The 12,353-nt window shown below is 40.9% G+C and carries 8 protein-coding genes, 1 tRNA gene and 1 pseudogene; 5 read left to right on the top strand and 5 right to left on the bottom strand.

From position 1 onward, the window contains the following. Positions 1-457 precede the first annotated feature (457 nt). Positions 458-1,945 carry an inorganic phosphate transporter PitA gene (gene pitA / locus P2E05_RS00460; protein ID WP_154623235.1) on the top strand — a complete coding sequence of 496 codons (1,488 nt, stop codon included), beginning with the start codon at positions 458-460 and terminating at the stop codon, positions 1,943-1,945. Between the two features lie 127 nt (positions 1,946-2,072). Here pitA and uspB read toward each other — a convergent pair whose 3' ends face one another. Further along, the gene (gene uspB, locus P2E05_RS00465) at positions 2,073-2,411 is read right to left on the bottom strand and encodes a universal stress protein UspB (protein WP_154623236.1); all 339 of its coding nucleotides are present in this window, start codon (positions 2,409-2,411) and stop codon (positions 2,073-2,075) included. A gap of 473 nt (positions 2,412-2,884) precedes the next feature. Here uspB and uspA point away from each other — a divergent pair, with 473 nt between their 5' ends. Continuing rightward, on the top strand, positions 2,885-3,319 hold the full coding sequence (gene uspA, locus P2E05_RS00470; RefSeq protein ID WP_047756456.1) for a universal stress protein UspA: 435 nt from the start codon (positions 2,885-2,887) through the stop codon (positions 3,317-3,319). A 264-nt stretch (positions 3,320-3,583) separates the two neighbouring features. Then, a complete protein-coding gene (gdhA, locus tag P2E05_RS00475; RefSeq protein WP_154624239.1) occupies positions 3,584-4,915 on the top strand; it encodes an NADP-specific glutamate dehydrogenase in 1,332 nt (443 codons plus the stop codon). 59 nt (positions 4,916-4,974) lie between these two features. Here the strand turns inward: gdhA and rsmJ are convergent, their stop codons facing one another. Together rsmJ and prlC are read right to left on the bottom strand one after the other, a co-directional pair. Beyond that, on the bottom strand, positions 4,975-5,739 hold the full coding sequence (gene rsmJ / locus P2E05_RS00480) for a 16S rRNA (guanine(1516)-N(2))-methyltransferase RsmJ (protein ID WP_196713933.1): 765 nt from the start codon (positions 5,737-5,739) through the stop codon (positions 4,975-4,977). Next, positions 5,732-7,774: an oligopeptidase A gene (prlC, locus tag P2E05_RS00485; protein ID WP_154624688.1), complete on the bottom strand. Its 2,043-nt coding sequence runs from the start codon at positions 7,772-7,774 to the stop codon at positions 5,732-5,734. The genes rsmJ and prlC overlap by 8 nt, the downstream gene beginning before the upstream one ends. Before the next feature lie 255 nt (positions 7,775-8,029). Between prlC and P2E05_RS00490 the strand changes: the two genes are divergently transcribed. Both P2E05_RS00490 and P2E05_RS00495 read left to right on the top strand, forming a co-directional pair. Beyond that, positions 8,030-8,124 (top strand) — tRNA-Sec (locus P2E05_RS00490). A 164-nt stretch (positions 8,125-8,288) separates the two neighbouring features. Further along, positions 8,289-8,812, top strand: a pseudogene (locus P2E05_RS00495) (tyrosine-type recombinase/integrase); the annotation flags it as partial. Between the two features lie 163 nt (positions 8,813-8,975). Here the strand turns inward: P2E05_RS00495 and P2E05_RS00500 are convergent. Together P2E05_RS00500 and P2E05_RS00505 are read right to left on the bottom strand one after the other, a co-directional pair. Further along, positions 8,976-10,346, bottom strand: a complete 1,371-nt coding sequence (locus P2E05_RS00500; protein WP_154623533.1) for a class-II fumarase/aspartase family protein — start codon at positions 10,344-10,346, stop codon at positions 8,976-8,978. A gap of 14 nt (positions 10,347-10,360) precedes the next feature. After that, the gene (locus tag P2E05_RS00505; RefSeq protein WP_154623532.1) at positions 10,361-11,917 is read right to left on the bottom strand and encodes a PTS transporter subunit EIIC; all 1,557 of its coding nucleotides are present in this window, start codon (positions 11,915-11,917) and stop codon (positions 10,361-10,363) included. Between the last annotated feature and the right edge of the window lie 436 nt (positions 11,918-12,353).

Genomic DNA, 12,353 nt, shown 5'->3' on the forward strand with positions numbered 1-12,353 from the left:
CTAGTTGATGTTAAACACGTTTACGCAGTAAGTGATCGTATCAAATTATATTTCAATGGTTATCATGTGGCTCGTTATACAACAACTAATGAAAAGTCTTGAATACATATTATAATTAGGTTCTGCTGAACTTTTGGGCTTACTTTGTTGCTTATGACTAAGCCTTTAGCTTGCGCTAAAAATCGATTTATGGCGCATCTAAAAAATCAGTAGGTTGTTAGATATTCGCCAAAAAAGATGAATTCACTCTAATTTGGGTGAAATTCTAACGAAAAAGTTTAAAAAAATCAGAATAAAAACAAATTGTGTAATATACTGATAAATATAGGGTAATGACCATGTTGTACTTTTTTTCACAGTAGCGAAATCAAAAAAAGGTTAGATTTTGCTTCCACCGCTAGCGTTTGTCACTGATAATGCGCCGCGTTCATGACCAACATAAAATGGCTTAACGTCTATGCTACATCTTTTTACAGGTTTGGAATTTTACACAGGCCTATTGTTAGTACTGGCACTGTTATTTGTGCTGTTCTATGAGGCAATAAATGGCTTCCATGATACCGCGAATGCGGTAGCAACGGTTATCTATACCCGTGCAATGCGAGCGCAATTTGCGGTTGTTATGGCGGGTGTGTTTAACTTTTTTGGTGTTCTGCTCGGAGGTTTGAGCGTTGCGTATGCGATTGTTCACTTGCTGCCGACAGACCTTTTGCTTAATGTGAGCTCAGCTCACGGCCTCGCAATGGTCTTTTCATTGCTACTGGCTGCAATTATCTGGAACCTTGGAACCTGGTATTTTGGTATCCCCGCATCAAGTTCTCATACATTGATTGGGGCGATCATTGGTGTTGGTTTAACCAACGCAATCGTGACTGATTCATCCATCGTTGATGCGTTGAATATACCTAAAATGATCAGTATTTTCATGTCCCTTATCCTTTCTCCTGCTATTGGTTTTGTGATCGCTGGATTGATGATTTTTGTTTTGCGCCGTTATTGGAGTGGAACCAAAAAGCGTCGCCGTATTCACTTAACACCAGCAGAACGTGAGAAAAAAGATGGTAAGCGCAAGCCACCATTTTGGACGCGTACTGCATTGATCCTATCAGCAGTTGGCGTGAGTTTCTCTCATGGTGCAAACGATGGGCAAAAAGGCATCGGTCTTATCATGCTGGTATTGATTGGTGTTGCACCCGCGGGCTTTGTCGTCAATATGAACTCAAGTGGTTATGAGATCGCAAGAACTCATGATGCCGTTGTACATTTACAACAATACTATGAGACACATAAACCAGCCTTAAACCATGCGATTGAAAATACGCCGACGGTTACGGGTACTGATGAGATTGGTGAAGAGTTCCATTGCGATAGCTCACGTACACCTATCGTTCTAAATCAAGCACAACAATTGCTGAATGGTATTCAAAGCTACGATGAGTTAACACCAGAGCAGCGCAACCATATGCGCCGTTTACTCATGTGTATCTCAGATACAGCGAATGCCGTTGCTAAGTTGCCAGAAACCAGCTCACAAGATGCTAGTTTACTGAAAAAGCTAAGCAATGACCTATTGTATACCGTTGAATATGCACCATTGTGGATCATCATTTCCGTTGCGTTAGCGCTGTCTATCGGAACAATGTTTGGCTGGAAACGTGTTGCTGTGACGATTGGTGAAAAAATCGGTAAGAAAGGCATGACCTATGCACAAGGTGTGTCCGCACAGGTTACCGCCGCGGTTTCAATCGGTGTTGCAAGTTATACGGGAATGCCTGTTTCTACCACCCAAGTTCTATCTTCGGCAGTGGCTGGAACCATGGTCGTTGATGGCGGTGGTGTACAGAGCAAAACAATTAAGAGCATTGCTTTGGCATGGTTATTGACACTACCTGTTTCTATCGGCTTGTCCGGTGGATTATACTGGATTGCATTGATGATCATTTAGTACAGAGTAAGCGTTTTCTACTGTATAGCTGACAAAATGAATAACGATAATAGTGATGAGCTAATAAGTTCATCACTATTTTTTTGCTTTAAAAAATGTTGGGTAATTAGTGAGTTTTGCTTGGCTGTTAAGCGGCAAAGAAAAGCAGATAAATTAAACTGACAGCGACTAAGATGCTAAGTTGACTGATCTGTAAAAATTGCTTACGAATCCTATCGCATCGCAATATAACTTCAGGGTCAAAATGGTCGAGATAGTGTTTATTGTTGATATAACGAACGAGCTTTAATTGCTTGTTTAATTGACCATGAGTGGTGAAAAACCCATTACCATCAACGGACTGATAAAGTAAGGGATCAGTATCGCGTAGGATATAAAGCAAAACGCGAATAGAAGAAAAATAGCGTATCATATTGATGATACATAAGATGCATAAGGCCCAAAACAAGGCAACCATACTGAACATACTCACCTCCTTAGGTATATCAGCTTGCGCTGTTGTTACAAAGGAAATAAAGCAAACACAGTGTAAACCAATTTATTATCCATTGTAGGATAATGCGCGGCCTAAAAAAAGTACAAATAGAAGTATTTTTGAGCGATCTTTATTGCTATTTGAGTGAAAAAGAAAGTGAAATTGGGTGGAAAAGCGTAATGTTAGGATGAATGGCTAAGAATTTAGTTATTACTTGTTTATATTGAAAAATATCACACATCATTCTTGTTTATATATTAATATTGGATAGATGATGTTATTGTTTTCTAAAATATTATGTTATGAAAGATTAACGCGTCTAATCTGCACAGATGTGATCAAAACGACACTCATGTGCCATAGTATGCGGGTATAGTATTTATAAGCGATTGGTGAGTTAAGAGGCTAAACTCGCATAGGCTCTTAACTTATCACAAAATCAGCATTCGGAAGGAGTTGACTTTATGGCGTACAAACATATTCTCGTAGCGGTAGATTTATCACCTGAAAGTAAAGTATTACTGGATAAAGCCGTATCAATGGCAAAACCTTACGGGGCTAAAGTATCCATGATCCATGTTGATGTGAATTACTCAGATCTTTACACCGGTTTAATCGATGTGAATTTGGGCGACATGCAGCAACGTATTACGGACGAGACTCGTAACGCTTTAAAAGATCTTTCTGCTGGTGCAGGTTATGAGATCCAAGAAACATTGAGCGGTAGCGGTGATTTAGGCCAAGTTTTGGTTGATGCAATCAAAAAATACGATATGGACTTAGTCGTGTGTGGTCATCACCAAGATTTCTGGAGTAAGTTGATGTCTTCGGCTCGCCAGTTGATCAATACAGTTCATGTTGATATGTTGATTGTGCCACTGAATGACGATGAAGAATAATCGATTCAGTTAAAAATGAAAAATTATTCGCTAAAAACGCTTGCTTATGCAGGCGTTTTTTTTGCTAAAAAAAATTTAAATTAAGTTAACTATTGTAGGGTCAAGAAATTTTTTTGCGTTAGAGTAAAAAAAAAGCTTGAAACTTGAATACAAACTAATGATATATTCAATAGGCAAATGCACATCAACCTCACATTTCCTAAAAAATTATCACAAGAAAGAGTGAGGAATATCACAACAAAAAATTTAAAAAGGAAGGCGCCGATGAGTTCATTATCATCATTTCTGGAGTCTGTACAAAAAAGAGATCCTCAGCAACCTGAATTCCTACAAGCTGTCCGTGAAGTGTTTACCTCGCTTTGGCCATTCTTAGAAAATAACCCTAAATATCGTGAGCAAGCACTACTTGAACGTTTTGTAGAACCGGAAAGAGTGATCCAATTCCGTGTCTGTTGGGTGGATGATCAAGGCAAAGTACAGGTAAATAGAGCTTGGCGTGTGCAATATAGCTCTGCAATCGGCCCATTCAAAGGCGGTATGCGTTTTCACCCTTCAGTTAACCTCTCCATTCTAAAATTTCTTGGCTTTGAACAAACATTGAAAAATGCATTGACGACATTGCCAATGGGGGGAGGTAAGGGTGGTTCTGACTTTGATCCAAAAGGAAAAAGTTATGGTGAAGTCATGCGTTTCTGCCAATCATTAATGACCGAATTATATCGCCATTTAGGGGCGGATACTGACGTACCTGCTGGTGATATCGGTGTTGGTGGCCGTGAAGTTGGCTTTATGGCAGGCATGATGAAAAAGCTTTCTAATGACACCTCATGTGTCTTTACTGGCAAGGGACTTTCTTTCGGTGGAAGCTTAATTCGCCCAGAAGCAACCGGTTACGGCCTTGTCTATTTCACAAATGCGATGCTAAAACGTCATGGGTTAGGTTTTGAAGGAATGCGTGTTGCGGTATCGGGGTCTGGTAACGTCGCTCAATATACCATTGAAAAGTGCATGGAACTGGGAGCAAAAGTTGTTACTGCTTCTGACTCAAACGGTACGGTGGTCGATGAAGCTGGCTTTACACCAGAAAAGCTTGCTCGTTTAGAAGAAATCAAAAATAGCTATGGTCGTGTTGAGGCCTATGCAAAAGAGTTTGGTTTAACTTATTTGGCTGGTAAGCAACCATGGTGTGTACCTGTTGATATTGCTCTACCGTGTGCGACTCAAAATGAGTTAGATCTTGAAGCGGCGGAGCTACTAATCAAAAATGGTGTTAAAGCCGTTGCTGAAGGGGCAAATATGCCAACAACCATCCCAGCTACAGAGCTTTTCCTTGAAGCGGGTGTATTGTTTGCGCCAGGTAAAGCGGCGAATGCCGGTGGTGTTGCAACGTCAGGTTTAGAAATGGCGCAAAATGCGGCTCGCATGGGATGGAAAGCCGAAAAAGTGGACGCGCGTTTACACCATATTATGCTGGATATCCACAATCACTGTGTCGAGTTTGGTGGTGAGGCAAAACAAACTAACTATGTACAAGGTGCAAACATTGCGGGCTTTGTTAAAGTCGCAGATGCAATGCTCGCACAGGGTATTTTGTAATTATTTCGTTTAAACATACGCGAAAGGGCGGAGATAACAGTAATATACGCCCTTCGTCGTTATGTTTTAATACAGGGATAAATATCGAATCGATGATTTTTGGTTATGACCGCGGAAGGGGCTTTTTGACCAGCAAGAGGCTCAGCGTAATCAGGTCGCTTCACCACGACACGACGTTTAGCTAAGGCTAAAGCGGGAGCAAGTAAAGCGTCAGCATCCTCATCAGCACCGACTAATGATTGAAAAACCCGCATTTCCTTTTTGACTAATGCACTCTTTTGCCGATGAGGGTACATCGGATCGAGATAAACCACATCGGGGGATGTTGTGATATCTGCTAATGCAGTAATACTCGAGGCATGGATCAGTGACATGCGTTGTTGTAGCCATTCTCCAATCTCACTGTCTTGGTAGCCACGTTGCAGTCCATCGTCCAAAAGTGCAGCAACCACAGGATGGCGCTCAAACATTTTTACATGGCAGCCTAGTGCAGCGAGCACAAAAGCATCTCGGCCAAGCCCAGCCGTTGCATCAATGACATTGGGCAAATAGTCTTTTTTGATGCCAACCGCTTTTGCTACCGCTTCACCACGCCCTCCACCAAACTTACGTCGATGGGCCATGGCACCAGAAACAAAATCGACAAAAATTCCACCCAGTTTGGGTTCATCTAATTTGCGTAGTTGCAAGTTTTCAGGCGTGAGAACGAGCGCCATAACGGCATCAGCGCAATGAGCAAGTTGCCATTTATCCGCAAGTTGAGAAAGGGTGCCTTGGTCGGCACCCTCTTCACAGATCAACTGGATCTTGATGTGATCAGCCATCGATACCATAGCTCTTCAACATCGCATCTAATTCAGGTTTACGACCGCGGAAACGCTCAAACAGTACCATTGGCTCCTCTGAGCCACCACGGCTCAGAATATTATCGAGGAATGATTGCCCTGTTTCTCGGTTAAAAATGCCTTCTTCTGCGAAGCGTGAATAAGCATCGGCTGCTAATACATCGGCCCATAGGTAGCTGTAATAACCCGCCGCATAACCTCCAGCAAAAATATGGCTAAAGGCATGTGGGAAACGGCTCCACTCAGGTGATGGTACAACCGCAACTTTTTCTTTGACCGCGTAAAGGGTTGGCATGACTTGCGCGCCTTTCGCAGGGTCATATTCAGCGTGTAAACGGAAATCAAACAAGCCAAATTCTAACTGGCGTAGTACAAACATTGCCGATTGATAGTTTTTGGCAGCTAACATACTGTCGAGCATTTCACGTGGTAATGGTTCACCTGTTTCATAATGCCCAGAAATAAACTCTAGCGCTTCAGGTTCCCAGCACCAGTTTTCCATAAACTGACTAGGCAGTTCCACTGCATCCCATGGCACACCGTTAATACCCGCAACGTCAGCCACATCGATTTTTGTCATCATATGATGCAAACCATGACCAAATTCATGGAATAGGGTGATCACTTCATCATGGGTAAACAGAGCAGGTTTATCGCCAAGTGGTTTATTAAAGTTACAAGTTAAATAAGCAACAGGATTTTGCAATGAGCCATCTTTGTGAACCATTCTTCCTGCACAATCATCCATCCATGCCCCGCCACGTTTGTGTTCACGTGCATAGAGGTCTAGGTAGAAGCTACCGCGCAGGGTATGGGTATCATCATACAGTTCGAAGAAACGCACATCGGGATGCCATGTTTCAACGTCTTTGCGCTCTTTGGCGGTTAACCCATAAATACGATGAACGACTTCAAATAAGCCTTCAATCACACGTTGTTCAGGGAAATAGGGGCGCAGTTGCTCATCACTGAGAGAGAATTTGTATTGTTTCTGTTTTTCACTGTAATAAGCGAGATCCCAAGATTCCAGCTTCTCAACACCATAATGTTCTTTAGCGAATGCCGTTAATTCTGCTAATTCATTTTTACCTTGTTGATGTGCTCGATCAGCCAAATTCGTTAAGAAATCCAATACTTGTTCTGGCGATTCAGCCATTTTCGTTGCGAGTGATTTTTCAGCAAAGTTTTTAAAACCAAGTAATTGCGCAAGTTCATGACGTAGTGCCATCAACTCATCGATAAGTTCACTGTTATCCCATTTTCCCGCATTTGGGCCTTGATCTGATGCGCGAGTGCTGTAGGCATAACTCATTTCACGGCGTAATTCCGCGTTATCAGCATAAGTCATCACTGGCAAATAACTTGGCATATCTAGGGTGAGTAAATAGCCTTCTTCGCCCTTGGACTCCGCCATCGCTTTTGCTGCGGCAATAGCGCTTTCCGGCATACCAGCCAGTTCGTTTTGATCTTTAATTAATTTTGTCCAACCCATTGTCGCATCAAGGACATTGTTGCTGAATTTAGAGGCAATTTCTGACAAACGTGCCACGATTTCGCCATAGCGTTGTTGTTTCTCAGGCGGCAGACCAATACCCGATAACTCAAAATCGCGTAGGGTATTTTCAATTGATTTTTTCTGCGGTTGGCTGAGTGAAGCGAAATGAGCACTGTCTTTCAGTGATTTATATGCCTGATATAGCGGCTCATGTTGGCCCATCCAAGTACTAAACTCAGAGAGCAGCGGTAGACATTTTTCATAAGCTTCACGTAGCTCTGGGCTATTTTTAACAGAATGAAGGTGCCCAACGGGTGACCACACACGGGAAAGTTTATCGCTTGCTTCTTCAAGAGGCTGACATAGGTTATCCCAAGTGTATTGATTGTTAGCTGACAGGATATTTTCGACAGTTTGACGATATTCAGTCAGAACTTGTTGAACCGCAGGAAACACATGCTCAGGTTCAATTTTAGCAAAATGAGGTAGTACAGAATCGGTTAATAATGGGTTTGTCATATAAACATCCTGTGATAGCAGGCTTGCGCTCGTAGGCCAAGGCTTACTGTAGTGACAATAAGTTAAACGGCTGACCCTCAGCTTAACGAAAGCAGCACGCCACTGTGAATATGTAAAATTATATGGGGGCGGAAATGAAAACCTCAATACACGATAGCGTTTTTTGTGCTTAATATTTATCAATAAATGTGACTATTTTATTCACTAAGCTTTGGAAAACAGACTATTCGGGCTATAATCGAGCTTCTACAGAAAGGAAGATCGTCGTCTCCGGTGAGGCGGCTGGATTTCAAATCCAGTTGGGGCTGCCAGCAGTCCCGGGCAGGTTCGACTCCTGTGATCTTCCGCCACTCAAGTTCAATGCACCTCCACTAAAATCAATTAACCCCATTAAATTCAACAGATAAAGTCTATTATCATCAACTCGGTTCTACTCATATCACCCAATTAAGGCTGTTTGTTAGGGAGGCATTTAGATATAGTCTATTTTGCACCCCGAAATTCTTATTCCGCGTTCTTAATAGCTCAAGAGTTGCCATATTTTCTAAAAAATTTAGCAGGTTACACAGATAATATGATCACCAAAACTGCGACTAAAATTATTTTGCTAACGGCTGTTCGACCGCAAGAACTCCGCTTTGCCCATTGGCAGGATATTGATTTAGAAAAAGGAATTTGGGAGATACCTGCTGAAGTCATGAAAATGAAGCGAGCGCATGTTGTACCGTTATCAAAACAGCCGATCGAGCTATTTAATTCACTTAAGCCGTTATCAGAACATTATGAACTCGTATTTATAGGTCGTAACGACCATAGAAAGCCGATCAGCAAAGAAAGCGTGAATCAGGTTATTGAGTTGCTGGGATATAAAGAAAGGCTAACAGGGTACGGCTTCCCGACACAATGAGCACGATTTTGCATGAGAAAGGATTTCATTCAGCATGGATTGAAACCTAGCTTGCACATATCGATAAGAATGCGATCCGTGGTACGTATAATCACGCTTAGTATATGAAAAGGTGCAGGGAAATGATGTAGTGGTATGCCGACTACATGGGGGAGTTGGAGGGGAGTTTGATAATGTGGTCAGTGTGAGTTTTAAGTCATGATTGGTCGTCTTTACTTATGGATATAAAGACGACCATATTTATTAGAGATTGCAAATAATATTTAATATATTATTTATTCTTAACATTATGGTTTATTTATAATGTTGTTGAATCTTTTGTACAGTCGCAAACCCACGTTTTGCTTCTTTCTCGGCAATTTCAACAGACAAACCAATGTAAGCTCGAGGGTCTAACATTTCTTTGATTTCATCATTGCTAAATGTGGCTGAAATGATCTCATTCTTAGTTAAGTTCGTATAAAAATCCTCACCATCAGCAGCGGTTTTAATCGCTTCGTCATAGAGTAGTGAGTGAGCTTTATCTTTACCCAATTTTTCAGCCATTTTCATCATAACGTATTCAGTATTATCTAATCCTTTATTTCTGAGGGCGTTATGTAGCATTCTTTCTTCATGAGGCACAATAGTTCTAGACAGCTCTTCGGTTCTCAACAAGATCTCCGTAGTGAGCTCTAATGCTTCTTCAATTAGGCCATCAAACAGCATGTATGAACTGCTATCCCCTTCATATGGTCTTACCGCAGAGTACATACCCACACTTGGCAAGGAATATAATTTCTGTGAGTTAGCAATGATCCCTTTGGCTAATTTAGGGTTAATTTTATGTGGCATGGTACTGCTACCCACGGTGCCTTTAGTAAACCCTTCAGAAACCTCAGCGATTTCTTCCAATGTTGTGCTATAAACTTCTTCACCAATCTTATGACAGATGTTAGCCATCAACGCTAAGTTAGCCATATATTCTAATTTATGGGTACTAAGGTTTCTTGATGGTACTTCCATCGCTTCCATGCCCACTAACTCGGCAACTCTTTTTTGTACCTTTAAGCCGACACCCGGCATTGAGTTAAATGCCCCAACAGCACCACCCATCATGATAGTAAATACACGCTTTTCACATTCTTGCATGCGTTGATAACAATCAATGAAATCACTGATCCAGACAGAAACCTTATATCCATAGGTAATCGGGATCGCATGGCGGCCATGGGTTCTTCCTGGCATTACCATCGATTTGGTTTTCAATGCTAAATTAGATAAGTTTTCAATGATCTCGCCTAACAGCAACATAAACTTATGATGTACCGTCTTCATCATATACAGCTGTGAACTCTGCTGTATATTCTGCGTGGTAATTCCATAATGGATATATTTACCGCTCTCTTCGGAACAAGCATTTACCAGTACTTTTAAAAAAGGTACAAAGCCATGACCGATTTTTTGATAAATACGGTTCATTTCTTCGAAATCAATATTTTCGATGACGGCTTTTTCTTTAATTTCATCCGCTGCTGATTGAGGAATAAAACCAAGTTCGGCCTGAGCCTGAGCTAGCATTGATTCAAACATTAACCAAGTTGAATATTTGGCTTCATTCGATAACAGGTCTTTTATTCCACGGTCATCAATCGTTTTACTTTTAGAATCGTATAACGCTCTCATTTTGTATCCCTTCTTTATTTCTTCATTGCTTCATCAACAGCATTACGAACAAACTCAACTTTTGGACCATAGACAACATGGACATGGTTTGCCGATGGGAAGAAGAATGCAGTACAACCAGATTCCAACATTAACTCTTTATCAATTTGATTCACTTCTGCGACGTCAATACGCATACGGGTAATACAGTTATCAACATTACGAATATTTTGTTTACCGCCTAAAGCGTTAATCAGTTTTTCTGCAATCTCGCCATAGCGTTTTTCTTTAATTAAGGTATTTTTCAAATTACTTGATTCTTCTCTGCCTGGTGTTTTGATATCAAATTTGATGATCGCCCAGTAGAAGATAAAGTAAGTTACAACAGCTAAACAGCTTCCAATAATAACTAAGAAGATCCAGTTCGTGTGTTCATACAGCAAGCCAAAGATAGTAAAGTCAAACACCGTTCCTCGGATATAGCCGATTGCAACACCTGCTAAAGAGAGTAAAACTGCACCAATACCAACAATGATTGCATAAACTAAATATAAAAGAGGTGCGATAAAGACGAAGGTAAATTCTAATGGTTCGGTCACGTTACCTAACATGGCTGTTAAGACCATGGTCACCAGCATTGATTTAACTTCAGCACGGTTCTCTTTTTTGGATGTCTTATAGATGGCTAAGGCAATAGCAGGGAATAAGAACAAGGTCACTAACATCTGCTGTTGAGCCATAAAACGAGTCAGGCTTGGCATCATCGCCCAGTATTCACTGTTTGGTCCTTGTTTGAATAACACTTCCGTCATGGCAGGAACAACACCGACAAACGTCTGTCCATCAATAACGTAAGAGCCACCTGCTTCTGTAAATCTAAATAAAACGTTCCAAACATGGTGTAAGCCAAATGGAATAAAGAGTCGTTCACCACCCGCAGTAAAGAATGGTCCGACAGGGCTGAGGATCACGGCGGATAATTTCATCAAGCCAAGAACCAAAATTTCCCAAATAAAAGGTAAGACAGCACCCACTGCGATCATTAAACCAATCATAATAATCGAGACAGATTTTTTACCTGAGAAGAAGGCAAATGCAGTCGGTAACTCAAGGTTATAGAATTTATCGGTCGCCCAAGCAGCAATTAATCCAGTGATTATCCCGCCTGCGGCGCTAATATTCATGGTTTGTATGCCTAACACCTTAATTTGTCCAACCTGAGTCATAATGGCAGGGTCAGCAAGCTTACCTGTCAGTACTAGCCAGACATTAATGGTTATGATTAATGTTAGGTAGCCAACGACAGAGGCAAAAACAGCAATGCCTTTATCTTTTAAGCTCATGCCATAAGCCACCCCCATTGCGAAAAGGAGCGGGATGTTGTCAAAAATAACACCTGCAATTGAACGAATACTGACTAATAACGCATTAACGGTCTCATTCCCCAGAAAAGGAAACCGAGCTATCATGTAGGTCTGAACTAAAGCACCGCTGATACCCAAAATCATACCAATGGGCGCCAAAACACCGATTGGAAGAAGTAAGGTTCTCCCAAAACGTTGAATTGATTCACCAAACTTTCTTTTGGCCATATTTTTTTCCTTATGACTTCGAATATGAAATATATTCTAAATAATTCGAGATGCAGTTAAGCGACAAGCAAAAAAAATCGCTATGTGCTTAGAAAACGCTGCAACTAGAAGTATGACGAGTATAAAAGGGATACTAGCATCGGAGATCGAGTAAAATAAATGATGTTGCGGTTTTAAATATTATCTTAGGTCATTAATTATGACCTGGGTCATTTTATTTTTTACAATATGAAAAAAATTTACTTTAAATAGTCTAGGGATAATATTGTTGCTCAGATTAAATAATGGTTAAAATTATTTAAGTTAAGTGGATATAATAAAAAGTACATAGGCAACTTCTGTAGATGAAAAAATTTTCGTTTAACTTTATTGATACTTTAGCAATTCGAGATGTCGATAAGTAACAAATCAACGTAGTCACCATATTTTAACGAAA

Source organism: Providencia stuartii (assembly GCF_029277985.1).
In the GTDB taxonomy this organism is placed as follows: Bacteria; Pseudomonadota; Gammaproteobacteria; order Enterobacterales; family Enterobacteriaceae; genus Providencia; species Providencia zhejiangensis.

What these genes read in the sequence shown, in the direction of transcription:
- pitA (WP_154623235.1), top strand. Translation starts at nt 458, where the DNA reads ATGCTACATCTTTTTACAGGTTTGGAATTTTACACAGGCCTATTGTTA.
- uspB (WP_154623236.1), bottom strand. Translation starts at nt 2,411, where the DNA reads ATGTTCAGTATGGTTGCCTTGTTTTGGGCCTTATGCATCTTATGTATC.
- uspA (WP_047756456.1), top strand. Translation starts at nt 2,885, where the DNA reads ATGGCGTACAAACATATTCTCGTAGCGGTAGATTTATCACCTGAAAGT.
- gdhA (WP_154624239.1), top strand. Translation starts at nt 3,584, where the DNA reads ATGAGTTCATTATCATCATTTCTGGAGTCTGTACAAAAAAGAGATCCT.
- rsmJ (WP_196713933.1), bottom strand. Translation starts at nt 5,739, where the DNA reads ATGGCTGATCACATCAAGATCCAGTTGATCTGTGAAGAGGGTGCCGAC.
- prlC (WP_154624688.1), bottom strand. Translation starts at nt 7,774, where the DNA reads ATGACAAACCCATTATTAACCGATTCTGTACTACCTCATTTTGCTAAA.
- P2E05_RS00500 (WP_154623533.1), bottom strand. Translation starts at nt 10,346, where the DNA reads ATGAGAGCGTTATACGATTCTAAAAGTAAAACGATTGATGACCGTGGA.
- P2E05_RS00505 (WP_154623532.1), bottom strand. Translation starts at nt 11,917, where the DNA reads ATGGCCAAAAGAAAGTTTGGTGAATCAATTCAACGTTTTGGGAGAACC.